Here is a 26,121-nt window from a genome sequence, read left to right on the forward strand (position 1 = left end):
TTCTACTCAAGAATATTTACTTTCATTTCCAAGGTGCGCGATGCGGACTTGAGATCGAAGTTCCACGTATCGCTGCCGCAGTTCGCTATCAAGCACCTCTGAGTTGATTGACTGTAGGATCCCGTCGGCTGCGAACGGTAGATCGCAGAGAAGACAGGCGTCCGCAATCCAGAGTGCATCATAAACATCGGGTATGGGCTGAGTAGCTAGCGTGAACAGGATCGAACGCGCTTCTGCTTCAAACCCAAAGGTGTGGAGCAACTCCGCCCCCCTGGCGCACGCGCTCGCGTCACAACCGCGTTCGGATACCAAAAGGACAATAAGTTTTCGCGCCACCTCTTTCGAGACCGTATCTCCCAGGCTCCCGAGAGCCTCCATTTTATCTAGAGTGCATATTTCAGCGCGTTCAATGTATTCCCGGCATATTGCAATTGCGCGATTTGCCTGGCCGCAGGCGGCCAAGGCTTCAATCCCGTCTGGCCAGACCAGATCTTGGGCAATGAGATCGACCGACGAAAGCAGACCTCTTGCATTTTCCTTGAGCCCGACCTTTGCCAACCCCTTGACACAGTTGACCCGCTCGCGGGGTATAGCTAACGCGGATTTTGCCACAGCAAGAAAAATACGCCGCGCCAACGACCAATCATGAATGTCGATAGCAACCCTACCAATGGCCAGTTGGTCGGCACAGGTTGTGGCTCTGGTCGAAAGCCTTAGCAAGCGAGCGCGCGCATCGCCTGTCCTGCCAAGCTCGGACAGAATGCGACAAACGAATGCTCGTTGAGAGATGCCAAGCTGGGTGTTCGAACAGATGTCGTTCAGCGTTTTCGCAGCGTCGTCTCGCTCCCCCAGTTCTGCTTGAAGGCGATGGAGATGGGCGAGCTCGTAGAGCGCCGCATCATCAGTTCGGAGCCGCTTTTGCAAAGAGATCTTCCGCGCTCCTACAATCGCGCGGACAATTGTTATCGCGCCATATTCGACGAGAGTTCGGGCTACTGACGTGATGTCATATGCGCTCAGACCTTTCTGGCTCGCTACCGCCTTCGCCAGGTCAATAAATTCCTCAGTTGGAAGAACGGCCTTGCTCAACAGCAACAGGTCTTCGAGTAATTCTAATTCGAGGTCGTTGACCTGACCTGAATTCAGAGCTTCGGAAAGAGCGGTCGCTGCTTCCCGACCGGCAAGCGGCCCTTCGACCAGAAGCACAAGTTCTTTCCAGATCCGCACGCGTATGTGCAGGCCTGCCTCCTCGGCGAGAGCAAGATGGAAGCGTTCAGCCGCCGCATCGCGCCAGTCAGCGGCCAGGTAAACATACGCCGCCTCAAGATGACCGAGTTCCCCGCTGTCGAGCACGGTCCGCCAGCGCTCGATCCGCGTCGGATCCTTACGAAGAGCATAGCGGATGGCAGGCCAGCGCAGTCGGATGGGTGTCGCCTCATCCTGACAGATGGCGTCTACTCCGGGCCAGAACGGGTCGTGTAAACGGTCGCTGGCATCATTTTGATCCTTCAAACGCGCGGCGGCGAAACGGCGCTCGATCGGTTGAGCCGCATCTGCCGCAATCTCTTGAAGAGCTTCGACCATCGCGCCGTAATTCCCTCCGGCCAGAGGCTCGTAGGTCGAGTCGCGGCTATGGCGCATCATCGCTAGGAAGGCATGAGCCGCCTCGATGAACTGGTCCGGAGACAGCTTCTTGTCCCACACGACATCGTGGCCGCCATCCATCGCTAGGAACTCGTCGTGATAGTGCAAAAACTGCATCGCCTCGATGCCGGCCTCCATCGTCTCGTCGGGAGACGTCGTGATGTCGAAGACCAAATCGAGGGCCGTTCCCCTCTCCATTTCATCCAACTGTCGGGCTGCCTTTATACGCAGATCCGGCGGAAGCTCTCGATCGAGAATGATATGTCGAAGCAGATTCTCGGCACGCGTTGAGTCTGTCTCCACTCTCTTTGCTCGCACGAGGGTATTCAGCACTGCGATCTGCAAAGCCCGGTTGTCGGATGACAGGAGTTCACCACAATGATCAAGAAACTCGGGCCAAGCGGATGTGTGAGCAAATGTGTTCGCAATTGGATCCAGACAGCGATTATTCAGATCGCCCGAATATCGTAACCGCCGAAAGGCAGCGATTGCGAGATCGATGCGGCCTGATTGGGCGAGTTGCATAATCGCTTCCACTCGCTCGCCGGTCGACTCGGCCGGTTCGAAGGCCACGCGGCTGAGGATTGCACAACCCTTTTCTGGCTCACCACCGAGCACGAGAGCTGTCCCGCATGAAACGCGAAACCAAGGTTCATCGATGGCGACGCGCTTTAATGTTGAGATCACGGCTTCGCGCAAAGAAGAGGCTAGTAGATACGAGACAGTACTGAAGCGCTTGTCGCGAGGTGCTCCTGGGTCGCTAAGTAGGGCCTCAAGTGCCGTGTGTCCAAAATCATCGTGTCGCTCAAGAAGCTCAAGCGCGCTTCCAAGCCGGTCCGTCGCGCTTCGCCGGCAATCGGTGGCTTCCGCCCGCAGTGCCTCGCTTGCTTGATTCTCGAGCTTCTTCAGTCCGTTGCGGACAAATGAGGCCTCTCGGCTCGCGCCGACGCGATCCAGCAGTGCCGCTATCTGAGCTGCATCGTAGTCGTAGCCACGCTTTGCCATGAGGGACCATTTCATGGTGTTGAAGGCGCGCCGCGCAGCCGCCTTCGCCTTCCTTGGCTTGCCGATCGCAAGATATGTTTCTGCGAGTATGCTGAGGTCGAGTTCGCCGCTCAATTCGCGATCGAGACGGTTGAGGATATCGATTGCAGCCTGCTTCCGGCCGAGCTTATGGAAAGCTTCGGCCAGACTCATCCAACTCAGATCCATGTCGGGCGGTTTGCTCCCCCACTCCGCGGCTAGTTCATCGGCACAGGCTCGAGCCTCCATCTCGGCACCGATATTGATGAGAATCTCGACGGCTAGGACGCGGCTTCCACAATAGGCACCCGCCTTTCGACTGAGCGACATGAGGAAGGCGCGTGCTTCGCTTTGAAGCCCAGCCTTTGCCAACCCCTGGGCCGCATATGCGGCGTCTTCAAAATAAGTCCAATCGTCTTGGGCGACCTTGCGAAGAGAAGCGCGGGCAGACCGATAGTGAAACGCCATAAGCGTAAGTTGCTGGATGGGCCCGTCGATATGACCTGGATCCCAAGCGTCCTCACTTCCATGCATCCACTTATCGACAGCAAGATCGATCACCTTGGTCGGAAGGCCCGGGTCGCGACTCGCAAGCTGTGCGATCAATCGGAGCCCAGGCTCGCCGAAGGCGAGCAGATCCTCCAGAGCAGATGTCGTATCTTGGCCGTCCCGTCGCCAGATTTCGATCGCGAACGCGATAATCTCCCACCCTTCTCGGAACGGCGAAATCGACCGCCAAGGCGCAATCTGCGGCTGATGCACTCTCGCCAGTGCCTCGGATCTAAGATAGCTACGGAAACTCTCGTGGATGAAGGTCAGCCGCTCCCCATCCTGTCGCACGATGCCCGTCGATACGAGCAGCGCCTTTGCATTTCTGTTTCTGGCGAGGCCGATAAGCCCCTTCGGTAGCAGCCCAAGTTCAGCCGTAAGCCGCTCCGCATGTCCGGCGAGGTCGGATTCCAAGTTTGCGCAGGCTTCCAGAAGCTTAAACCCAATTTGCGCCTCGCGAAGCAATAATTCTTGGCTGCGCCCCAATCGATCTATCACGAATTCTCTATAAAGCGCCGCGCGAGATGAAATCTTCTGGCGTCTCATAAGTGCCGACAGCGTCAGAATCAGCGGATTGCGGGGCAAATCTTCCAAACCAATCGACTCGTGGCGATAGGCGCCTGAAGTAAGTCTGGAGATCAGCGCGGCTGCCTGCTCCTGCGTTGGCTCTTCAATTTCGACGTAGGCGAATCCAGGCTGAGAGAGAGCCGATCGGCTTGCAAGTGTGATATTGAAGGCTGCTCCGTGGCTCTTGATCTTGGCAATAAGATCATCCCGGCTCTCGGGAGAAATTTCGTCAAGCCCGTCGACGACGGTGAAAAGGGATCTGGGTGCACCAGGCTGCCGTGAATCGAAAAAATCCGTCGGAACGCCAAACGGAAGCCGAACTGCCATCTCGCGTGAGACCGCAAGTGTAATCGCTGTGGTGAGATCAACCCTTTCCCGTGCAATGGTCTCTGCTCTGATGTAGACTGGCAATGGCTCAGCCAGAAGCTGATCGAAATCCGTCGTTTCGAGTTGCCGTCGAGCTTGGTCCAGAACCAACTTCCGCAATTGCGTCGATTTGCCTGCCCCTGAATCTCCTATCAACACAAACGGAGCGCCACATGCTGCGACAGCCTCCACCAACGATTCGAACCTCAAATCGTCGGCATGGCGCTGTTGCGGTTGATCCGGCCGAACGACTCGAAATGCCTGCGGCACCCATACGTCATCGAGGCGGAGCCGGCTTTCTGTTCCTCCGACGACCGGAAGGTCGGAACAATAGTCGATTAGAGCGCGCAGATAGACGATTCTAAATAGCAGGCGCGACAATTCGACCGCTTCATTCGTATGGGTTTGAACCCACTCGACAAAGGCGGCCTCAATGATGGCCGGCCGCCGTTCCTCATCGATCTCGTCGAGCCGCTCACGTAAGTACTCTGGGAAACTGTCGTTGATGCGTTTCGTCCAGTGCGACAAGACCGCATGAACTGATCCCGCGACACGTTGGCCCACCGCGGTTGCTACTTTGCCACCTGCGTGCGTGATGACCCTCTCACCCGTTTTAGTGAGAAGCACCGCAGGATCGAATCCAAGTTGGTTCGCAAGCGCCCAAAGCGACTGAATTGAGATCATCGCACCACATTAGCGCGAGGAGCTTAAAAAGCACGATCGTTGGTACGATAGCTAGAGGCGTTCGCCAACAGGCTGGTTTCTGGGTGCCGATGGCTGGACAACTGCTCAATGAGCGCCAGCGCCCCGAAGGTCGGCTGTTGGCGCAAATCTGCGATACACCGCCGATCACCTAGGGTCTGTGGGGATTTGGGATTCCCATTTTAGCGGAGATGTGATTCACCCTCTGGATGGATCGCTTAGTACTGACCGATGCCCAATGGGCGAAGATAGAACCGCATTGCCTGGGTAAGCTGTCTGATCCCGGACGCAGTGGCCGCGACAACCGGCTATTCATTGAGGCGGTTCTTTGGATTGTCCGAACAGGCAGCCCATGGCGGGACCTTCCTGCCACATTCGGCAACTGGAATACGGCATTCCGTCGGTTTCGTGATTGGCGCGAAGCCGATGTTTTCAAGCGGATTTTTGATGCCTTGTCGGGAGACCCCGACATGGAATACGCCATGGTTGATGCCACTATCGTCAAGGTCCACCGGCACGGCCAAGGCGCAAAAGGGGGACTCAGAGCCAGGCCATTGGTCGTTCCAAAGGCGGGATAACGACCAAGATCCTGGCCCTGACCGATGCCTTGGGCAACCTTGTTCGCTTCAAACTGCTACCGGGGAACCGCTACGACACGATCGGCGTCGCCCCTTTGATCGATGGCATCAACTTCGAAGCCCTGCTGGGCGACAAGGCCTTTGATGCCAACTGGATCATCGAAGAACTCGACCAGCGAGGAGCGAAAGTCGTCATCTCACAACGGTCACAGCGCAAGAACCCGCGCGCCATTGACGAAGAGATATACAAATGGCGTCACCTGATCGAGAACTTCTTCTGCAAACTCAAGGAGTTCAAGCGCATCGCCATGCGAGCCTGCAAAACCGACCGGAGCTTCGAGGCGATGATATATCTCGCCGCAGGTGTCATCAACTCACGTTAAATCCCCACAGACCCTAGCTTTCCACGCCATGGCCGCCGATTCTGCAACGTGTGCTCCGAAGGGGTGGGCGATCGTGGCGCATATCGCTATTCTACGCCTGTCTCTCGATAGATCTCGCAGTCCTACGCTGGCTGTGCCGGCAGGAGCGCATAAGATCGTAGCGTAGGGAAAAATCGCACGCTGGCGCGCAATATCGCGCCGTAGCGTACAAAAGGCGATGGCTCCCGAAGTAGGACTCGAACCTACGACCCAGCGATTAACAGTCGCTTGCTCTACCGACTGAGCTATTCGGGATCAGCGCCGGGGCACCGTATAGCGGAGGTCCGGTTTGGTGGTAAACCCCCTTCGTGATGTTTTTTTTACGCGTCGGGCTGGGGTGGGGGCGCCGGGCGCATGATGGGGGAATGTGAGGTGGTGGTGGCGTAAGTTTTTGTTCTGACGTGTATCTTCACGCGGTGGAGGGCGCGCCCTACATCAGCGTCTGCGTCTTGTGCATGTTTGGCTGGGCGGCTGTTGGGGTGGGAGGATGGTGCGCCAGGATGGATGAACGAAACGGCGGGGCCGGGCCGGTGGTCGAGCGTCCGCACAGGCCGGGCCGGCTTGGGGCGGGGCGGCACGGGCTTGGCCGACGCGAACTGGTCGCGGCGGCGGGCGCCGGCGTGGTGGGCGTAGGGGCGGTGGTCGCGGGCGGGCTGGTGCTGCGTCATGCGCGGCATTCTCCGGCGGTTGCCGGCAGGACGCCGCTGGAGGGGACGTTCCGGCGGCTGGTCCTGTCCTGGCCCGCGACCAATCCGATGCTGTTCGCTGTGGCGCGGGCCAATTTCTTCGCCAGCTATCACCTGGACGTATCCCTGGCCGGCGGCGTGCCGAACGGGCGGGCGGCGATCGCCGCCCTCGCGGCGGGGCGGGCGGTCGGCGCGGTGTCGCCGATCCTGACATGGCTGGATGTGTATCAGCAGGGGGGCCTGCAGGGAGGCCAGCATGGCGGGGTGCCGGCGCATCTGGTGGCCGGCCTGCAATCGGGCACGTTCCGGCTGCTGGTGCGGCGCAAGGTGAAGATCACCCGGCTGGACAACGTGGCGGGCCTGCGGATCGCGGTGACGGATCCGGACATGGCGGACCGGCTGTTCTTCTCGGTCATGATGCGGCGGAAGGGGATCGATCCGGACAGGGCCGTACAGTGGCTGACGCTGCCGCCGGAGCAGGTGGAGGCGGCCGCGCGGGCCGGGGAGATCGATGCGGTCGCGGCGCATGATCCGCTGGCGTGGCGGCTGTTGCATGCGGCCGATTCGCCGTTCTTCGAACTGGCCAACAGCGTGAACGGCAATTACGGGGCGCGCGCCAACCTGGCCCTGAGCCTGTCGGATACGTTCCTCCAGGCCGATCCGGCGGCTGCGGCGGCGCTGGTCATGGCGTTGCGCGCGGCGTCGGACTGGATCCGCGACCATCCGGCGCAGGCGGCGTCGCTGATGGCGGGGCAGGGCGATGGGACGGGGCAGGCCGACATCCTGGCGATGCTGCGCCATGAGCGGCTGGGCGTCAGCCCGGTGGGCGCCGATCTGCGGGTGCAGGTGGCGCAATATGTGGACGAGATGAAATTGCTGGGGCGGGTGCCGGATACGGTCGGTTCGGCGGCCTATGCGCGGCGGGTCTGTTTCAATGCCCTGCAGGCCGATGCGGCGCGGTCGTTCTGGCCGCTGGGAGCGGGGCCGCGTTAGGAAGAGCGCGCGGTCAGGTGGCGCCGTAGCGTATGTTCTGTTCCTTCAGCCAGCGCCGGTAGGCGACCGAGAGGGAGTCGGCGCGGGTGGGGATTTCGGCGCGGGGATCGAGCGGCAGCAGGCGGGGGCGCTGGTTTTCCAGGATGATCCGGTCCTGGAGGAAGATGCGTTGCTGGAACTGGACGAGATCGGCCTGCGGCGAGAAATCGTCGAGCAGGAACATGACCGGGTGGGCCAGGCAGCGATCGGGCGCGGTGGGCTGGACGAACAGGGCGATCACGTCCGGGCGGACCGGGTCGTTGGGGCAGGTCTTGTAGAGCAGCGTCACGAAGGGGGTGGCGACGCGGTAGATATAGCGGGTTTCGAGCGCCGCCTGGGCCGAGCGGGCGGCCTGGGGCTGGTGGAAGCGGCAGTCGGTGGCCCAGACCTCGGTCGCGCCACCGGTCATGCTGTCGGTTGCGTCGCGGCGCAGTTCGGTGTGGTAGCGCGCGACCTCGGTATGCGGTTCGGCGCCCAGTATGCCGGTATGGACGAAGGGGAAATGCGCGAGGTCGAGGAAATTCTCGACCACGCGGAGGCCGGAAGCGTGCACCGCGACCGAGCCGCAGCAGACGAGGCGGCGGTCGGGTTCGGCGGCCTCGGGGATGGCGACGGGGGACGCGGGCGGGGTGCCGAGGCTGGTCCAGAGGCAGCCGTGGCGGAGGGCCGTCGGCAAAAGGGTGTCGCCGGCCGTTACCCGGAACGTGCCGTGATCCTGGCGGCGGATCAGCAGGTCGGTGCCGAGCAGGCTTGTGTGGTGATTGCCCGGGGGGAGATGATCGAGGAAACCGACGGCGTACCAGGCATCGCGGACGGCGCGGTCCTGCGGATCGGGGGACGTGGCGGTCTGGGGCGTGCCAGTCTGGGGCGCGGCAGTCTGGGGCGCGGGTGCCTGGGTCATGCGGAGCCTCGTCAGCGGACGTTGCGGTGGTAGGGCACGCCGAGGGCGGCCGGGGCGGCCATGATGCGGCGCATGCGGTGCCAGACCACCACCGGAACGATGATGAACGCCATTGTGCCCAGATAGGGCAGCATATTGAGGAAGGCGGGCGCGATCGGCCAGTTGCGGGCCTGGCCCACATAGGCCAGCGCGGTGATCAGGCCGAACAGCAGGCCGGAGCAGGTGGCCGCGAAGGGGCGGTAGCCGGCGAAGATGACCAGGGCCAGGGCGATCCAGCCGCGGCCGGCGACCAGGCCCTCGGACCAGACGGGAACGTAGGCCAGGGTGAGGTAGCCCCCGGCGGCCCCGGCCAGGGCGGCGCCCAGGGTGACGTACCAGAAGCGGATGGACGCGACCGGGATGCCGGCGGCGTCGGCGGCGGCGGGGTTTTCGCCGACGGCGCGCAGATTGAGGCCGTGGCGCGTGTGGAAGAGAAGCTGGGTCGCGGCCGCCGGCAGCAGCAGGTAGATGAGATAGACGAGGACGTTCTGGCCGAAGAAGGCCGGGCCGACGACCGGAATCGCCGACAGGAGGGGGATGGGCGCGCGGCCGAAGGTCACGGGCGAGGGGATGCCGGCGTAGTCATGGCCGATCGTGGCGGAGAGGCCGAGCCCGAGGAAGGTGACCGCGAGGCCGCACAGGACCTGGTTGGCGCGGACGATGACGGTGGCGAAGGCGAAGACCATGCCGCCGGCGGCGCCCGTCAGTGTCGCGGCCAGCAGGCCGAGCCAGGGGTGGGGGGTGGCGACCACGGTGATGATGGCGACCACGGCGCCCATGGACATCAGCCCTTCGACGCCGAGATTGGTGACGCCGACCCGCTCGGCCAGGACCTCGCCCAGCGCCGCGAGGGCGAGCACGCCGCCGGCGAGCATGGCGGTGGTGAGCATGCCGGTGAGCAGCGCGATCATGGCGTGGGCTCCGCGCGGGGGGCGACCGGGCGGTAATGCGCCAGTTCGTCGCCGAGGGCGATCAGGAACAGGACCAGGCCGGTGATGGCCAGCACGGTCGATGCGGTGAGTTGCTGGGTCTGGAGCACGATCCCGGAATCGAGGATGAAGGCCATCAGCAGCGCGGCGGGCAGCACGTTGAGGCAGGAGCCGCGCGCCAGCACCGCCACCACGATGCCGAAATAGCCGAAATTATTGGCGAGGCCGCCCTGCAGCCGATGGACGGTGCCGGCGAGTTCGAAGACGCCCGCCAGCGCGGCGAGGCCGCCGGAGGCCAGCATGACGGCGATGATCCTGGCGCGGACCGGTATGCCGGCATAGCGCGCGGCCTGGTCGTTGGCGCCGCTGATCGTGACCTGGTAGCCCCAGCCGGTGCGGGCCATCAGCAGGGCGAGGGCCAGCACGATCGCGAGCGCCAGGGGGAAGCCCCAATGCACCGCGCCCCAGAATTCGGGGATCTGGACCGGCAGGCGGCCGGTCGAGGCCAGCGCGCCGGTGACCCGGTCGTGCCAGGGGCCGACCGCGAGATAGGATGTCAGCAGGGCGGCGACGAAATTCAGCAGCAGGGTGGTGATGATCTCGTTCACGCCGGCATAGGCGCGGGCGAGGGTGGGGATCAGGATCCAGCCCATGCCGCACAGGATGCCGGCGAGCGCCATCAGCGGCAGGATCACGATCGCGGGGCCGGGGAGGAACAGGCCGATGGCGGCGGCGCCGATGGAGCCGGCGTAGACCTGGCCCTCGGCCCCGATATTCCAGATGCCGATCCGGCTGGTGATGGTGACGGCGGCGCCGGTCAGCATCAGCGGGGTCATGAACAGGGCCAGATCCTCGAGCCCGAAGCGGGAGCCGACGGTGGAGCGGACGACCAGGTCGGCCAGCAGGCGCGGGTCGCGCCCCGAGGCGGCGAGGAAGAGGGTGGTGACGAGCAGGGCGGCCAGGATCGCGCCGGCGCGCCAAGCCAGGCGCCGGGCGGGGGAAATGGTGGGAAGGCGTTGCAGTCGGGTGGCCATCACGCGGTCCCTCCGGCGCCGGTGCGGCCGCCCATCAGCAGGCCGATCGTTTCCATGTCCGCCGTCGCGGCGTCGATGGTCGCCATCAGCCGTCCGTGGAAGAGCACGCCGATGCGGTCGGCGACGTTCAGCAATTCCTCGAGATCCTCGGAGACCAGGACCACGGCCACGCCCTGGTCGCGCAGGTCGGTCAGGTAGCGCAGCACGGTGGCGATCGCGCCGATATCCAGCCCGCGGCTGGGATAGGCGGCGACCAGCACCCGGCGGGCGATGCGGATTTCCCGCCTGGCGACCAGGCGCTGCTGGTTGCCGCCCGACAGGTTGCGGATGGGCATGGCGAAATCGGGGATGCGGACCTCGGCGGCCTGGGCGATCGTGCGGGCCAGGGATTCGGCGGCGGCCGGGCGGTAGAGGCCGCGTCCGCCGATCGGCGGGTGGCGATATTCGCGCAGCGCCATGTTCTCGGTGATGCCGAGCGCGGGGGCGAGGCCGCTGCGCAGCCGGTCCTCGGGGATATGGCCGATGCCGGCGCGGGCGAAGGCGGCGGCGTCGGCCCCGGGTACGCGCCGGCCGTCCAGCAGCAATGTGCCCGACGACAGGGGCAGCATGCCGGTGAGCACCTGGGTGAGTTCGCGCTGGCCGTTGCCGGCCACGCCGGCGATGCCGAGGATTTCGCCGCCATGCAGGTCCAGCGTGACGTCGCGCAGGGTTTCGACCCCGCGCGAATCGTGGCAGGTGGCGCCGCGCAGGCTGAGCACCGGTGCCGGGGCCACGGGGGCGGCGCCCGGCGGGCGGGCGCGCATGTCGCGGCGGGTGATGACGCGCCCGACCATGGTGGAAGCCAGGGAGGCGGGGGTGCAGTCCGGCGTGCGGAAGGTGCCGATATTGCGTCCGGCGCGCAGGATGGTGATGCGGTCGGAGATGTCCATGACCTCGTCGAGCTTGTGGCTGATCAGGATCACGGCGTTGCCCTGGGCGCGGAAGGCGCGCAGCGCGCGGAACAGTTCGCGGCTTTCGGCCGGGGTGAGCACGGCCGTGGGTTCGTCGAGGATCAGCAGCCGGGCCTGGCGGGACAGCACGCGCAGGATTTCCACGCGTTGCTGCTCGCCCGCCGAGAGGTCGGCGACGCGGGCGTCGGGGCGGACGGGAAAGCCGAATCGTTCGGACAGGGCGCGGGTGCGCGATTCCAATATCGCGGCGCCGGCGCGGGCAGGGGTGTCGCGCCAGCCGAGATGGATGTTTTCGGCGACCGTGAAGGCGGGGACCAGCTTGAAATGCTGGTGCACCATGCCGATGCCGGCCTGGATCGCCTCCTGCGGCGCGGCGAAGCGCCGGCCGTAGCCGTCCAGTACGATTTCGCCGGCATCGGGCTGGTAGATGCCGGTGACGACGTTCATCAGGGTGGATTTGCCGGCGCCGTTTTCGCCCAGCAGGGCATGGATCTCGCCGGGGCGGACGTCGAGATCGACATCCTGGTTGGCGATGACGCCGGGGAAATATTTGCAGATCCCTTGCAGTTGCAGGATCGGCGGCGTGCCCGGCGCGACGGGGGGCGGGGCGTCGGGAGGCATGGCGGGGTCAGTCAAGGCCGCTGACTCCTTCCACCGGCCAGTCCCATTGATAGATCCGGTCGTCGTCCATCACCGCGCCGTCGGGCACGCGCAGGCGGCCGGCGGCGTCGCGGATCGGGCCGCGGAACGGGTTGTACCCGGCCAGGATGCGCTCGCGCATCGCATCGGCCCGGGCCGCGATGTCGGGCGGGACGGTGCGGCCCCAGGAATCGCGGTCCACGCCGTGGCCGAGGGTGAGGAAATGCGGCTGGGCCTGCCAGGTGCCGGCCAGGCGGGCGGCGACCTGCCGGACGTAATAGGCGCGGAAATCGAGTACGACCGAGCTGACATAGGCGTCGGGGCCGTATTGGCGCATGTCGGTGTTCCACATCGCGGCCTTGATGCCGCGCTGCTGGGCGACGCGGAGATAGCCCGGTTCGTCCATGATGCCGCACAGGAAGTCGCAGCCGTTTTCGGCCAGCGCGGTGCCGGCCTGCGTGGCGGCCTGCGGGTCGAACCAGGCATTGATCGAGATGGCCTGGAGCGTCGCCGCCGGATTGACCGAGCGCGCGCCCAGCAGGACCGCGTTGGCCCCGGCATAGACCGAGGGAATCGGGAACGAGCCGACGAAGCCGATCTTGTTCGTGCGGGTCATCAGGCCGGCGGCGATGCCGATGACGTAGCTGGCATACCAGTGGGTGATGTAATACCAGCCCAGATTGCCCGAGACGCCGTGTCCGTCGCATTCCATGAAGGCGACGTTGGGCGCGCGATCGGACACGTCGCGGATGAAGTCGCCGTAATTGGAGGTCGCGATGACCATCTGCGCGCCCTCGGCCACGAACTGGCGGAAGATGCGCGTGGCATCGGCGGAATAGGGGATGCTTTCGACATAGACGGTGCGCAGGCGCGGAAAGGCCTGGCGCACGGCGCGCACGCCGCGGTCATGCGCGGTGGTCCAGCCGCCGTCGGTGACGGGGCCGGTATGGCCGAAGGCGACCAGGGCATCCGATTCGGCGATCGGCGCCAGCCGGCGCGGCTGGGCCCTGAGCGATCCGGCCAATGGCGATTGGGCCAGAAGCGGCGGCGGGCGGAGCAGGACGCCCCCTGCCGTGCCGGCCGCGAGGCCGAGAACCTGTCGCCGCGATGTGAGAAGCCGCCCCCGCGGCCTGTACATGGTCATACCCGACCCGGAACGGTCATCGGTCCGTCATCCCCCAAATTATCTGTTCGGGCCGGTCCCACCCGGCGCCGAACACCCCCGGTTGCGCGATCGCCCCTATGCCGTGCCGGCGAGGTCGGCGGAGCGGACGCGGACGATGCCGTGCCGTTCGAGAGCCTGCCACGTGGCGGCGGGGTCGGGTGCGATCCCACGGCAGGCATCTTCGACCACGAACGTTTCAAAACCAAGGGTCTTCGCGTCGATCGCGGTGAAGGCGACGCAATAATCCAGTGCCAGGCCGGTGATGAAGACGCGGGTGACGCCCAGGCCGCGCAGCCAGAATTCCAGCCCGGTGCGGGTGGTGCGGTCATTGTCGAGAAAGGCGGAATAGCTGTCGATGTCGAGGGCGCGGCCCTTGCGGATCACCATGCCGACTCGGGTCTGGTCCAGTGCGGGGGCGAGTTCGGCGCCGTGCGTGCCGGCCACGCAGTGATCGGGCCAGGTGCCGTGCGGGGCGTGGGGGCCGTGGGTGCTGGCGAAGGAGGCGTGGCCGTGCGGGTGCCAGTCCTGGCTGGCGGCCTGCTGGCCGAAAGGCAGGCGGGTGAGATGGTTGATGACCGGGATGACCGCGTCGCCGCGGGGGACGACGAGCGCGCCGCCCGGCAGGAAATCGTTCTGCACGTCGATGACCAGCAGGGCGTCATGGGCGGTGATGGGGATCATGGGGCTGGGACCTGTTCGGGGAAAGGGACGATTCGGTACAGGGATGGCACGGTTCGGCGGGGCAGGCTATCGGAGATGGCGTGAGTTTGGGGCGGGGACCCGGATGGCCCGGCGGGAACGGATGCGGATGGTGCTGGCGGGATGCGCGCAGGACGCGGCGATGATGCGCTTTGTCCGCGAGCGGGCGGCGCTGCTGTCGGTCGCGTGCGTGGTGCGCGAGGCCGTGCCGGAGCGGCTGGTGCTGGAGGTCAGCGGACCCGAGGCGCTGGTGGGCGCGTTCGAGATGGCGTGCCGGCTGGGGCCGCCGGGTTGCCTGGCGCCGGATATTCTGTGCGAGAGCGAGTGGGGCGAGAGCGAGTGGGAGGACGAGGCATGACGGCCGATCCGGGGGATGGGTGGCATGCGCTGATGCTGGCGATGGACCTGGAGCCGGGCAGCGTCGCGGGATGCGTGCTGCGCGGGCGCGAATTGGCGGTGTGGCGCGATGCGCGGGGCGTGGCGCATGTCTGGGATGATCGCTGCCCGCACCGGGGCATGCGGCTAAGCCTGGGATTCCTGCGCGAGGGGACGCTGGCCTGCCTGTATCATGGCTGGCGTTTCGGTCCCGACGGGCGGTGCGCGCATATTCCGGCCCATCCGGAGCTGTCGCCGCCAGCCACGATCCGGGCCGCGCCATGGGCCGCCGTCGAGCGGCACGGGCTGATCTGGGCGCGGCCGGTGGCCGAGGAGGGTGAGGCGCCGGGCGTGGAAATCGGGGCGGAGGGACGTGTCTGGACCGGGGTGCGGTCGTTGCGGGTGGGTGCGCCCGCCGAGCGGGTGGCGGGGGTGATCGGCCTGGCGGCGGGCCGGCTGGCCGGCGTGCTGGACCGGGACGTGCATGGCGCGGTGCTGGCGGCGATCCTGCCGGTGGACGGGGATGCGTGCATGCTGCATGTGCTGGCCGGCAGCATGGCCGGGGCCGCGCGGCTGCATGCGCTGGCCGACTGGGCGCGGGATATGCGCGGATGCGCGGAGGAGGCGGCATGACGGCGCCGATGGCGCAGGAATTGGTCCTGCATGACGATGAGCTGGACGAGGGGTGCTATCGGGTGCGGCTGCTGCTGTCGCTGCTGGGGCTGACGGCGCGGATCGTCGCGGTGGACGTGGTGCCGGGCGGCCAGCAGGATTCGCCGGGATTTCGCGCCATCAGCCCGGCGGGCGTGCTGCCGGTACTGCGCATCGCGGGGCAGGATGTCTGCGGGGCGCAGGCCGCGCTGCTGGCGCTGGCTTATGGCCGGGCGGGGTGGTGGCCGGACGATGGCGCGTCCTTCGCGCAGGTGGCGCACTGGCTGGATTTCGCGGCCGGGCCGCTGCGCGCGGCGATCGCGGCGCGGCGGGCGGCCTTGTTCGGTGACGGGGGTGACATGGCGGAGCTGTGCCGGGCGGGGGTGGCGGCGCTGCGGATCATGGAGGACCATATGGCGCGGCGGCGGCTGGACGGGGCGACATGGTTCGTGGGCGATGCGCCCGGCATCGTGGATGTGATGCTGTTTCCGTCCTTTGCGCTGAGCCGCGACTGGGTGAGCCACGATCGGGGCGCGGGGCATGAATTCCATCCGGCGCTGCGGCGCTGGGCGCGGGCGGTGCGGGGGCTGCCCGGCTTTGTCACCATGCCGGGCATTCCGGACTATAATTAAAAGTCCGCATAATTCCGCGTGATTAAGTGTCAGTCGCGGGGCGCTGGTCGGTTTCCGGGCGGCGGGGGCGGCGGGTGACGAGGAGCTGGTTGATGCGGAAGCCTTCGACATCGACCACCTCGAAGAGGAAATGCGCGGCCTCGACCCGGTCGGCCTTGCGGGCCATGCGGCGCAGGCGGTGCATGACGAGGCCGCCGATCGTATCGAAATTATGGCTGTCGGGCAGCGCGGGGATACCGAGCTCGCGGATCACGTCGCCGATGGGGGCGGCGCCGTCGATCAGCCAGGAATTCTCGTCGCGGCGGACGATGGCCTGTTCCTCGAACGGGTTGGCCAGCCCGTCCATCAGCGCGCCCATGATGTCCTTGAAGGTGATCAGCCCGACCACCAGCCCGTATTCGTTGACGATCAGGGCGAAGCCCGCGCCATGGGTGTCGAACTGGGCCAGCGTGTCCCAGAGATTGAGCGTGTCGGGCAGGGACAGCACGTCGCGCCGCATGCGGTAGATCTGTCCCGGGGCGGCTTCGGCGGCGGGCGGTTCCTCGACCACCGCGGCGAGCACGTCCTCGGCGCGGATCGAGCCGATGACGTTGTCCAGCCCGCCGTCGCAGAGCGGGTAGCGGGAATAGGGCTTGGCGCGGACCTTGTCGCGCTGGCTTTCGGCGCTTTCCTGCACGTCGAGGAAGACGATCTCGTCCCGTGGGGTCATGGCCGAGGTGACGGAGCGGTCCTGCAGGCCCAGCACGTTCTGGATCATCTGGTGTTCCTGCTCGAGCAGGACGCCCGAGGCGGTGCCGGCGGCCAGGATCGCGCGTAGATCCTCGGGCGTGACCGGTTCGACCGTCGAGGCGGCCGGGATTTTCAGCGCGCGCAGGATGAAATCGGCGATTTTCGAGAAGATCCAGACGAAGGGATAGAACAGCCGCAGCGCGAGTGCCGGGAACCAGCCGATGGCCAGCGCCACGCGGTCGGGCGCGTTCATGGCGATGCGCTTGGGCAGCAGGTCGGCGAACAGGACGAACAGGCCGGTGACCAGCAGGAAGGACGCGGTGGAGGCGACATGGTCGGCCAGCGCGGCCCGCATGCCGGCCGCGCCCAGGATTTGCGCCAGCGGCGGGGTGATGAGTTCGCTGCTGATGACGCCGCCCAGCACGCCCACCGCGTTGAGGCAGATCTGGAGCACGGTGATGACCTGGCCGCTGTTGCGGCGCAGGCGGAGGAAATTGGCGGCCCTGGTGTCGCCGGCCTCGGCCCGGGTGCGCAGCCGGACCTCGCGCGCCGCGGCGAAGGAGATTTCGGACAGCGAGATCAGGATGCTGACCGCGATGAGCAGGATGATGGCAAGCAGGCCCGCGAGCAGGATCATGGCCGTGCCTTTCGCGTGGAAGCCGGCGACCGGGTGTGACGGCATGCCCCGCGGTCGGCGGCGGGCCGGGACGGATGGAGGGGACGGCGCGTCCCGGCGGCGGGTTTTTTCATTGCGCGCAGGATAGCGCAGAATGCCGCCGTGGGGCCAGAAGGGGGCGGGCCAGAAGGAGACGAGCCAGAAGGGGGCGGCCGCGGATCAGGCGGGCGGCATGCCGGCGAGTTCGCGCCATCCGGCCTCGTCGAGCGTGTCGATGCCCAATTCGGCGGCCTTGCGGGCCTTGGAGCCGGCATCGGCGCCGAGCACAACCAGGTCGGTCTTCTTCGACACGCTGTCGGTGACGCGCGCGCCCAGCCGTTCGGCCACGGCCTTGGCCTCGGGGCGGGTCATGGTGGTCAGCGTGCCGGTGAAGACGATGGTCTTGCCCGACAGGTGGCCCTGGGCGGGCATGTCCTCGTCCTCGATCGTCAGGATGGCGGCGAGGTCGGCCAGCGTGTCGAGATTGTGCCGTTCCATGAAAAAGGCGGCGAGTTCGTCGGCGATGGCGGTGCCGATGCCGGTGATCGAGCCCAGGGCCAGGCGTTCGTCCGAGCCGATCTGCGTTGCGCGCAGCATCTGGTCGCGCCAATGGGCATAGGCGCCGTAATGGCGGGCCAGCAGGCGGGCATTGCTGGCGCCGATACGACGGATGCCCAATGCGTAGATGAAGCGGGCCAGCGGGATGGTCCGGCGGGCACGGATGGCGTTGCTGAGATTGCGGGCCGAGACTTCGCCCCAGCCGTCGCGGCCGGCGATTTCGGCCTCGTGCTCCGGCAGGCGGAAAATGTCGCCCGGGGTGCGGATCAGGCCGTCCTGGTAGAATTCGGTGATGGTGCGCTCGCCCAGCCCGTCGATGTCGAAGGCGTCGCGCGAGACGAAATGGATCAGCCGTTCGACGATCTGCGCCGGGCAGGTCAGGCCGCCGGTGCAGCGCCAGACCACCTCGCCCGGGGGACGTTCGGCGCGGGAGTGGCAGATCGGGCATTCATGGGGGAAGCGGAACGGTTCGGCGCGCGGCGCCTCGCCGGGGCGGGGCGGGACGATTCCGAGCACCTGGGGGATGACGTCGCCGGCGCGCTGGATCTGCACCAGGTCACCCTCGCGGATATCCTTGCGGGTGATTTCGTCCTCGTTGTGCAAGGTCGCGCGGGTGACGATGACGCCGCCGACATTGACCGGCTCGAGGATGGCGACGGGGGTGAGCGCCCCGGTGCGGCCGACCTGGATGTCGATGCGCGTGAGGCGGGTGATGGCCTGTTCGGCGGGGAATTTCCAGGCGATCGCCCAGCGCGGCGCGCGGCCGACGAAGCCCAGCCGGTCCTGCAGGGCCAGGTCGTCGATCTTATAGACCACGCCGTCGATGTCGTATGCGAGGCCCGAGCGTTCGCGGGCGATGGTTTCCATGAAATCCTCGGCCGCGTGCGCGTTTTCGACGATGCGCGACAGCGGATTGACCGCGAACCCCCAATGGCGCAGCCGGTCGAGATAGTCCCAATGGGTGCCGGCCAGTCGGTCGGAGGCGAAGCCCTGGGCATAGGCGAAGAGCGAGAGCGGGCGCCGGGCGGTGATCGCGGGGTCGAGCTGGCGCAGCGAGCCCGCGGCGGCGTTGCGCGGGTTGGCGAACGGTTTCTGCCCGGCGGCCGCCTGGTCGGCATTGATGGCCAGGAAGGCGGGCTTGGAGAGGAAGACCTCGCCCCGGATCTCGATCAGGGCGGGGGCGTGGCCGCGCAGGCGCTGGGGCAGGTCGCGCAGGGTGCGCAGATTGGCGGTGACGTCCTCGCCCTCGGTCCCGTCGCCGCGGGTGGTGCCGCGGACGAAGACCCCGTGTTCGTATGTCAGGCTGATCGACAGCCCGTCGATCTTGGGTTCGGCGACGAAGCGCAGGGTATGCGACTGCTCCTCGGTCAGGCCGAGGAAGCGGACGGCGCGGGCGATGAAGGATTCGAAATCCTCGCGGTTGAAGACGTTGTCCAGCGAGAGCATCGGCACAAGGTGGCGGTGCCGTCCGAACGCGGCGGCGGGGGCGGCGCCGACGCGCAGCGAGGGGCTGTCGGCGCGGCGTAGCGCGGGGAAGCGGGTTTCGATCGCCAGGTTGCGCCGGCGCAGCGCGTCATACTCGGCGTCGGAGACGGCGGGGGCGTCCTGTTCGTAATAGGCGCGGTCCAGGTCGTGCAGCCGCGCGGCGAGGCGTTCGAGTTCGGCGGCGGCCTGGGATTCGGAGAGCGCGTCCGGGGGCAAGGTTGCCAGATCGGGGGTTGCCGGATCGGGGGTCGCCGGATTGGGGGCGGCTTGCGTGTGCGACATCTGTTTCGTCTGTTTCGTTCCCATGGGCCTTACCCCCGGAGCAGGGAATCCGCCGCCGCCCGTGCGGCCTCGGTGATCGTGTCGCCGGCCAGCATGCGGGCGATTTCCTCGCGCCGCTGCGCGGGGGACAACGGTTCGGCCCGGGTTTCGGTTCGGCCCTTCGTCACGGTCTTGCTGATGCGCAGATGGGCGTTGCCGCGGGCGGCGACCTGCGGGCTGTGGGTGACGACCAGGACCTGGACGTCCTGCCCGACGCGGAAGAGACGCTCGCCGATGGATGAGGCGGTGGCGCCGCCGACGCCGGAATCGACTTCGTCGAACACCAGGGTGGGGACGGCGGAGCGGCCGGCCAGCACGACCTTGAGCGCCAGCATCAGGCGGGACAATTCGCCGCCCGAGGCGACCTTGGCCAGCGGGCCGGGCGGCTGGCCGGGATTGGCGGCGATGAGGAAGGCGGCCTGTTCGCGGCCCCTGGCATTCCAGCCCTCGGGCGGCAGGGCGGGGAGCGAGACGAGGAAGCGGGCGCGTTCCAGGCGCAGCGGCCGCAATTCGGCGGTCACGGCCTGTTCGAGCCGGCGGGCCGATCGTTCGCGGGCGGCCGAGAGCAGGGCGGCCGCGTCCGCGAAACGGGCGCGGCGGGCGGCGACTTCGGCCTGGAGTGCGGCGATGCGGCTGTTGCCGGAATCGAGGGCGGCCAGCCGCGCGGAGAAGGCGGCGAGCAGGCCGGGCAGTTCGGGGACCGACACGCCGTGCTTGCGCGCGGCGGCGCGGAGCGCGAACAGCCGTTCCTCGGTCTGTTCCAGGAGTTGGGGATCGGCCTCAGACTCCGCAACGAGGCGGGAGAGATGGGTTTCGGCTTCGGCCAGGGCTTCCTCGGCGCGTTCGAGGGCGGCCATGGCCTCTTGCGCCAGCAGGTCGGCGGCGGTGGAAGGGACCGCGCCGTCGCCTGCGGCGGCATGGCCGGGGGCGTGTCCCGGGGCGGGCAGCAGCCGCTGCAGGGTGCGGCCGGCATTGCGCAGCGCGGCGGCGGGACCGGCGGCGCGCCGGTCGCGCGGCGTGAGTTCGGCCAGGGCGGCGGCGATGGCCTCGCCCCGCCGTTCGCCCTGTTGCAGCGCCTGGCGCAGGCCGGCCAGATGGGTTTCCTCGTCCTCCTGCGGGGCGAGGGCGGCGAGGTCCTCGACCGATTGGCGCAGCCAGTCTTCCTCGCGCGCCGCGCTTTCGAGCGCGGCGCGGGCGGCGGCGAGTTCGGCCGTGGCCTCCATCCAGGCGCGATAGGTGTCGGCGGTGTCGGCCCGCAGGGCGGGCGGCACGTCGAACGCGTCGAGCAGGTCGAGATGGGTCGACTGGTCGGCCAGGCCCATCTGTTCGTGCTGGCCCTGGATTTCGACCAGCAGGCCGGCGGCGCGGCGCAGCAGGGCCACGCCCACCGGCTGGTCGTTGATATAGGCGCGGGAGCGGCCGTCGGTGGCGACCAGGCGGCGCAGCACCAGGGGGTCGCGCGGATCGTCGATCAGGATGCCCTGTTCGGCCAGGACGCCGTGCAGCGGGTGGTCGGAGGCCAGTTCGAAGCAGGCTGTGACGCTGGCCTGCTCGGCGCCGGCGCGGACCAGGCCGGCGCTGGCCCGGTCGCCCAGGGTAAGGCCAAGACTGTCGAGCAGGATGGATTTGCCTGCCCCGGTCTCGCCGGTCAGCACCGTCAGCCCGGGGGAGAAGGGCAGGTCCAGCCGTTCGATCAGGACGACGTCACGGATGGCGAGATGGGTCAGCATGCATCGGGCCCGCGCCGGATAGCGGTATCGGAGCGATGGGTCAGAAGATCGCGTGCCAGGTGCGCGAGAAGAAGCCGCGGCGGGACGGTGGCGGCGGGGCCTTGTGGTCCGGCGTGCCGGCATCGGACGGAGCCTGGGCCGTGTCGGGGGCCGAGCCGGGCAGCGGGGCGTTGGCGGCCAGCAGATGCTTGCTGCGCAGCATGTCGTAGCTGTAGCGGTACCACTGGCTGCCGGGGTAGTTGTAGGACAGGACCGAGGCGGTGCGGCGGGCCTGATCGGTCAGGCCGAGATCGAGATAGACCTCGACCAGCCGTTCCAGGGCCTCGGGCACGTGGTTGGTGGTCTGGAAATCCTGCACCACGCGCTGGTAGCGATTGACCGCGGCCTCGTAATTCCGCTGCTGCTGATAGAAGCGGCCGACCAGCATTTCCTTGCCGGCCAGGTGGTCGCGGCAGAGATCGATCTTGAGCTGCGCGTCGCGGGCGTAGGGCGATTGCGGGAAGCGGGTGATGACCTCTTCCAGCGCGTTCATCGCCTCGATCGTGCCCTGCTGGTCGCGCCGTATGTCGGAGACCTGTTCATAATAGCAGAGCGCGCGGAGATAGAAGGCATAGGCGGCGTCGGGGCTGGTGGGGTGCAGTTCGAGGAAGCGATCGAGCTGCTGCACGGCCTCGGGATATTTGTCCTGGAGGTAGTTCGCGTAGCCTTCCATGAGCTGGGCGTTCGCGACATAGCCGGAATAGGGATAGTTCTGCTGCAGGGCCTCGAATTCCGCGGCGGCCAGGGCGTAGCGCTGGCTGTGCAGGGCGTCGATGCCGTTATTGTAGAGCGTGTCGGCCGGGGGGACATGCGCCTGCATGTCGCTGATCGCCTTCTTGTCGCCGCCGCAGGCTGCGAGCGACAGCATCAGGGCGAGCGCGGCGTACCGGGCGGCGCGGGGGCCGGTGGGACAAGCAGCGAAACGGGTGCGAATGGTGTGCAGTGACATGCCGGCTCTTCCAGTTCGGTCTGCCTTATATCATGCGCCGGGCCATGGTGAAGGCCATGGCGTCGTTTTCGCGGCGAATGAGGGGGGGATTCGGCGCGGGACGGGGCATGGGGCGGGGCGTTTCGGATTGGAGGCGGATCAGAAATCGAGCGCGGGTTCGTGCCGGTCGATCACCTCCTTGAGGCAGATGAAGGTGCGCGTGCGGTTGATGCCGGGCAGCGAGACGAGATAGTCGCTGTGGATCGCATTGAAGCGGTAGATGTCGGCGACGCGGATCTTGAGGAAATAATCGTATTCCCCCGAGACCAGGTAGCAGTCGATCACGATGTCCAGCGCGCGGACCGCGCTTTCGAAGGCTAGGATGTTCGCCTTGTCCAGCGAGTCGAGATTGACGCCCACCAGGACCAGCGCGCCGCGCCCGACCTTGGCGGAATCGAGGATCGCGCTGAAGCGCAGGATGACGCCGCGTTCGACCAGGCGTTGCACCCGGCGAAAACATGTCGCCGCACTTTGATTGACCAGCGGGGCGAGGTCCGAGATCGACAGGCGCCCGTTCGCTGCCAGGTGGTTCAGGATCGCACGGTCGGTCCGGTCGAGGTCGGACCTGGCAGCATCTTCCATCATGTCTCCCGATGACGTCAAAATCCTTCAGAGCGACGAAATGTAGTGAATGATTCCGTCATTTCTATGCCGGAATATGAATGCACAATTCGTATCGCTTTCGACAATATCGCACCACACGAATTCGTGAGCAAGGAGCGGCCCGTGAGCGCGCGAAGAAAATTTTTGTACGCCTTCGTTTCATCTTTGGCGGTGCTGGCTGCGTTGCCTGCAGCCCATGGCGCTCCGGTGCCGGTGCGCAAGCCGAAGGACAAGGCGGCGGCATCCCATGCGCCGAAACCGCGCGTCCATGCCGCCGTCGCCGCGTCGGAATCGCTGGCCGTGACCGCGAACCGCAATACGTCCCATGGGATGGAGCAGACGATCACGCGCAAGGCGCTGGAGACCTTTGTGCCGGGAACCAGCGTGCTGCAGGTGCTCTCGGCCACGACGCCGGGGGTGAGCTTTGCCTCGGACGACCCGTTCGGCCTGGATACCTGGGCGAACACGTTCTATATCCGGGGCTATACGCAGAGCCAGCTTGGCATCACGCTCGACGGGATCCCGCTGGGGGACGGGCAGTTCATCAATGCCAGCGGCCTGGACATCAACCAGGCGGTGATCCAGGACAATATCGGCCATGTGAACATGTCGCAGGGGGGCGGGGCGCTGGATGTCATGTCCATCACCAACCTGGGCGGCGCGCTGCAATATTATACGCTGGACCCGCGCGACAGGATGGGCGGCGACGTGTCCCAGACCTTCGGCAGCAATGGGACCTATCGCACCTTCGCCCGGTTCGAGAGCGGGGTGCTGAACCGCACCGGCACGAAGTTTTCCGCCGCTTATGCCCGCACCGACGCGGGCAAGTGGAAGGGCGCGGGCGATCAGTTCGAGCAGCAGGCGAATTTCAAGGTCGTCCAGCCGCTGGGCACGCGGGGGAAGGTCAGCGGCTATTTCAACTATTCGGAGTTCGATCAATATAACTATAGCGACCTGAGCCTGGAGATCATCCGCAAGCTGGGCCAGCGGGTCGATTACTACTATCCCGACTATGCCACGGCCTATAAGGCGGCACTGGGGCAGTTTCCGGCCGGCTATGACAGGTTGTCGGACCCGGAGGATGCGTCCTATTACGACGGGGCGCAGCTTCAGCGGAATTACCTGACCGGCATTACGACGCAATATGACCTGACCGACCGGCTGCATTTCACCAACGTGCTGTACGACCACCAGTCCGGCGGGGATTACGAATGGACGAATCCCTATGTCACGTCGCCGTCGGGCGCGCCGATGATCCAGCAGGTGGGCCATACCGCGGTCACACGCCTGGGGGCGACGGCTGCCCTGCAATACGAAATCGGCAATCACACGCTGCATAGCGGGGTCTGGTACGAGCATGTGGGCTATAGCTGGGCGCAGCGTTACTACAGCCAGCCCGTGCTGGGCCAGGGCGCGCCGCGCAGCGGAACGGGGCCCTATGACGATCCGTTCGCCACGGCCTATGCGATGCAGTTCAACACGAACACGTTCCAATATTATCTGGAAGACAGCTATCGCATCCTGCAGAACCTGCGCGCGCATGCGGGCTTCAAGTCGATGCTGACGACCACGGCGGGGGGCGCGTCCTACAACAATCCGACCTATACCGGCCAGGACACGCTGCCCAATGGCAGCCTGACGACGGCCGGCGCCTTCCTGCCGCATGTCAGCCTGAACTGGACGTTCCTGGGTAGAAACGAGCTGTTCTTCGATTTCGCGAAGAACCTGCGGGCCTATACGTACAATACGTGGCAGAGCGGCAATGCCTGGGGCGTCAACGAGATGCCGACGAACCTGAAGCCGGAGACGTCCTATAACTACGAGGTGGGATATCGCTATAACGCGAAGCGGCTGACGGTTCTGGTCAATCTCTATCACATCGACTATCGCAACCGCTTGGCCACGATCACGGTCGGCAGCCTGGTGAACGCGCACAATACCTATATCAACGTGGGCAACATGGATATGTGGGGCGCGGATGCGGGCGTGACCGTGCGGCCGCTGCCCGGCCTGGAGGTCTTCAACAGCTTCAGCTACAACAAATCGACCTATGGCCGCGACGTGACGAGCGACGGCGTGACCTATCCGGTCGCGGGCAAGCTGGAGGCGGGCTATCCGCAATGGATGTACAAGGCGAACGCGAGCTATGCGTTCGGGGATGCCCGGCTGAACTTCAACGTCAACTACATGAGCAAGCGCTATATCTCGTATGTCAACGACGCGGCGGTGAGCGGCTACTGGCTGGCGACGCTGTCGGCGAATTATCGCTTCCGGCATGTTCCGCATCTTGAGACGCTTGAATTCAACCTGGGTGTCTACAACCTGTTCAATCAGCAATATGTCGGCGGCATCGGCGGCTATTCCATGTCGGGCGACACGCAGCAGCTCTTCGCGGGAGCGCCGCGCCAGATCTTCGGCTCGCTGCACGCACGGTTCTGACCCGGTCCTGACGCGCCGTCGCATGGGCGGACCCGGTTGTCCGGGCCGCCGATGCGAGCCGTGTCGATGCGAGCCATGTCGAGGCGGGAGAGCAGGCGTTCCGCCAGGGGCGGCAGCGGGTCGACCCAGGCGGCGCCGATTTCGGAGCGATGGGCGCCGAGATCGAGCGGGACGCGGCGGATCTCGTCGCCGGTGGAGATGACGGCGCAGGTCGGGACGATCGCCACGCCCAGCCCGACGCCGGCCATCTGGATCGCGCTTGTGTATTCGTGGAAATATTTGATCTTCTTCGAAGGCAGGTCCTGCAGGTGGGATGCGCGGGATAGCGCGTCGTGAAAGCCGGGCGCATTCTCGCGCGACAACATGAGGATGGTCTGGCCGCTGAGGGCTTCGGGCGTCAGCCGGGCATAACCGGACAGGCTGTGGCCGCGTGCTATGACGACGTCGAAATCTTCATAGGCGATCGTGCGGATTTCGACATTGTCCCGCGCGATCGGCATGCGGACGAAGCCGAGATCGAGCTGTCCCTGCGCCAGGGCCGCGACCTGGCGGCAGGAATCCAGAGTCAGCAGCGTGATTTCCACGCCCGGGCAGGATTCCTCGAAGGCGCGGATCGTGTGGGCCAGGAACAGGTTCAGCGCCGAGGACACCGCCCCGATCCGCAGGGTGCCGGCCGCGCCAGACCCGACATTGCGTGCGCTGGCGATCGCGCGATCGATGCCGTGCAGGATGTCGCGCGCATGGCGCAGGAAATCGCGCCCGGCCGCGGTCAGCCGAACGTGATGGTGCGAGCGTTCGACGAGCCGGGTGCCGACATGCTGTTCGAGCTGCTTGATATGCGTGCTGAGCGCGGGCTGCACGATGTTCAGCCGGTCGGCGGCCATGCCGAAATGCAGCGTCTCGGCCAGCGCGCAGAACGACCTGAGATGTCTGATTTCCATAAGGTTTGAAAAATCCCCGCATGTGCCGCCGGGCCGGGCGGCCCTGTTCC

At 66.2% G+C, this 26,121-nt stretch carries 18 protein-coding genes, 1 tRNA gene and 1 pseudogene; 6 read left to right on the plus strand and 14 right to left on the minus strand.

What is annotated here, in order from left to right; genetic code table 11:
• Window positions 1-6 precede the first annotated feature (6 nt).
• The gene (locus QN315_RS17340; protein WP_323990646.1) at window positions 7-4,833 is read right to left on the minus strand and encodes a hypothetical protein; all 4,827 of its coding nucleotides are present in this window, start codon (window positions 4,831-4,833) and stop codon (window positions 7-9) included.
• Window positions 4,834-5,060: 227 nt separating this feature from the next.
• Between QN315_RS17340 and QN315_RS17345 the strand changes: the two are divergent.
• Window positions 5,061-5,812, plus strand: a pseudogene (locus QN315_RS17345) (IS5 family transposase).
• A 218-nt stretch (window positions 5,813-6,030) separates the two neighbouring features.
• Here QN315_RS17345 and QN315_RS17350 read toward each other — a convergent pair.
• Window positions 6,031-6,106 (minus strand) — tRNA-Asn (locus QN315_RS17350).
• Between the two features lie 245 nt (window positions 6,107-6,351).
• Here QN315_RS17350 and QN315_RS17355 point away from each other — a divergent pair.
• Complete coding sequence (locus tag QN315_RS17355; protein WP_323990648.1) at window positions 6,352-7,530, plus strand: ABC transporter substrate-binding protein; 1,179 nt, start codon at window positions 6,352-6,354, stop codon at window positions 7,528-7,530.
• 13 nt (window positions 7,531-7,543) lie between these two features.
• On the opposite strand, the gene QN315_RS17360 is transcribed toward QN315_RS17355, so the two are convergent.
• The 6 genes from QN315_RS17360 to pncA all read right to left on the minus strand — a co-directional run bounded on the left by QN315_RS17360 (window position 7,544) and on the right by pncA (window position 13,907).
• Window positions 7,544-8,470 (minus strand): aromatic ring-hydroxylating dioxygenase subunit alpha, encoded by a 927-nt coding sequence (locus tag QN315_RS17360; protein WP_323990649.1) that lies wholly within the window; start codon window positions 8,468-8,470, stop codon window positions 7,544-7,546.
• 11 nt (window positions 8,471-8,481) lie between these two features.
• Window positions 8,482-9,420, minus strand: coding sequence for an ABC transporter permease (locus QN315_RS17365; protein WP_323990651.1), 939 nt, complete (start codon window positions 9,418-9,420; stop codon window positions 8,482-8,484).
• Entirely contained in the window at window positions 9,417-10,472 is a 1,056-nt protein-coding gene (locus QN315_RS17370) for an ABC transporter permease (protein ID WP_323993614.1), read from the minus strand. The genes QN315_RS17365 and QN315_RS17370 overlap by 4 nt, the downstream gene beginning before the upstream one ends.
• Complete coding sequence (locus QN315_RS17375) at window positions 10,472-12,043, minus strand: ABC transporter ATP-binding protein (protein WP_323993616.1); 1,572 nt, start codon at window positions 12,041-12,043, stop codon at window positions 10,472-10,474. The genes QN315_RS17370 and QN315_RS17375 overlap by 1 nt, the downstream gene beginning before the upstream one ends.
• Window positions 12,044-12,050: 7 nt before the next feature.
• Window positions 12,051-13,205, minus strand: coding sequence for a BMP family ABC transporter substrate-binding protein (locus tag QN315_RS17380; RefSeq protein WP_323990653.1), 1,155 nt, complete (start codon window positions 13,203-13,205; stop codon window positions 12,051-12,053).
• Between the two features lie 96 nt (window positions 13,206-13,301).
• Window positions 13,302-13,907 (minus strand): bifunctional nicotinamidase/pyrazinamidase, encoded by a 606-nt coding sequence (pncA, locus tag QN315_RS17385; RefSeq protein WP_323990654.1) that lies wholly within the window; start codon window positions 13,905-13,907, stop codon window positions 13,302-13,304.
• Between the two features lie 103 nt (window positions 13,908-14,010).
• Here pncA and QN315_RS17390 point away from each other — a divergent pair, with 103 nt between their 5' ends.
• From QN315_RS17390 to QN315_RS17400, 3 genes are read left to right on the plus strand one after another with little or no spacing between them, the layout of a single operon-like run.
• Complete coding sequence (locus tag QN315_RS17390) at window positions 14,011-14,283, plus strand: hypothetical protein (protein WP_323990655.1); 273 nt, start codon at window positions 14,011-14,013, stop codon at window positions 14,281-14,283.
• On the plus strand, window positions 14,280-14,933 hold the full coding sequence (locus QN315_RS17395; protein ID WP_323990657.1) for a Rieske (2Fe-2S) protein: 654 nt from the start codon (window positions 14,280-14,282) through the stop codon (window positions 14,931-14,933). The genes QN315_RS17390 and QN315_RS17395 overlap by 4 nt, the downstream gene beginning before the upstream one ends.
• Window positions 14,930-15,583, plus strand: a complete 654-nt coding sequence (locus QN315_RS17400; protein WP_323990658.1) for a glutathione S-transferase C-terminal domain-containing protein — start codon at window positions 14,930-14,932, stop codon at window positions 15,581-15,583. The genes QN315_RS17395 and QN315_RS17400 overlap by 4 nt, the downstream gene beginning before the upstream one ends.
• 22 nt (window positions 15,584-15,605) lie before the next feature.
• Here QN315_RS17400 and QN315_RS17405 read toward each other — a convergent pair whose 3' ends face one another.
• From QN315_RS17405 to QN315_RS17425, 5 genes are all read right to left on the minus strand, one after another.
• Entirely contained in the window at window positions 15,606-16,949 is a 1,344-nt protein-coding gene (locus QN315_RS17405) for a hemolysin family protein (RefSeq protein ID WP_176640335.1), read from the minus strand.
• Window positions 16,950-17,147: 198 nt separating this feature from the next.
• On the minus strand, window positions 17,148-19,292 hold the full coding sequence (ligA, locus tag QN315_RS17410; RefSeq protein WP_323990660.1) for an NAD-dependent DNA ligase LigA: 2,145 nt from the start codon (window positions 19,290-19,292) through the stop codon (window positions 17,148-17,150).
• Window positions 19,293-19,321: 29 nt separating this feature from the next.
• Window positions 19,322-21,061, minus strand: a complete 1,740-nt coding sequence (recN, locus tag QN315_RS17415; RefSeq protein WP_323990661.1) for a DNA repair protein RecN — start codon at window positions 21,059-21,061, stop codon at window positions 19,322-19,324.
• Between the two features lie 40 nt (window positions 21,062-21,101).
• Window positions 21,102-22,049, minus strand: coding sequence for an outer membrane protein assembly factor BamD (locus QN315_RS17420; RefSeq protein WP_323990663.1), 948 nt, complete (start codon window positions 22,047-22,049; stop codon window positions 21,102-21,104).
• Between the two features lie 138 nt (window positions 22,050-22,187).
• Complete coding sequence (locus QN315_RS17425) at window positions 22,188-22,673, minus strand: Lrp/AsnC family transcriptional regulator (protein WP_323990664.1); 486 nt, start codon at window positions 22,671-22,673, stop codon at window positions 22,188-22,190.
• A 141-nt stretch (window positions 22,674-22,814) separates the two neighbouring features.
• Here QN315_RS17425 and QN315_RS17430 point away from each other — a divergent pair, with 141 nt between their 5' ends.
• On the plus strand, window positions 22,815-25,130 hold the full coding sequence (locus tag QN315_RS17430; protein WP_323990666.1) for a TonB-dependent receptor domain-containing protein: 2,316 nt from the start codon (window positions 22,815-22,817) through the stop codon (window positions 25,128-25,130).
• On the opposite strand, the gene QN315_RS17435 is transcribed toward QN315_RS17430, so the two are convergent.
• Complete coding sequence (locus tag QN315_RS17435) at window positions 25,049-26,071, minus strand: LysR family transcriptional regulator (protein ID WP_323990667.1); 1,023 nt, start codon at window positions 26,069-26,071, stop codon at window positions 25,049-25,051. The two genes, QN315_RS17430 and QN315_RS17435, sit on opposite strands and share 82 nt — an antisense overlap.
• Window positions 26,072-26,121: the final 50 nt, after the last annotated feature.

Origin of the sequence: Nguyenibacter sp. L1, from assembly GCF_035199985.1 — a bacterium.
Taxonomy (GTDB): domain Bacteria; phylum Pseudomonadota; class Alphaproteobacteria; order Acetobacterales; family Acetobacteraceae; genus Gluconacetobacter; species Gluconacetobacter vanlangensis.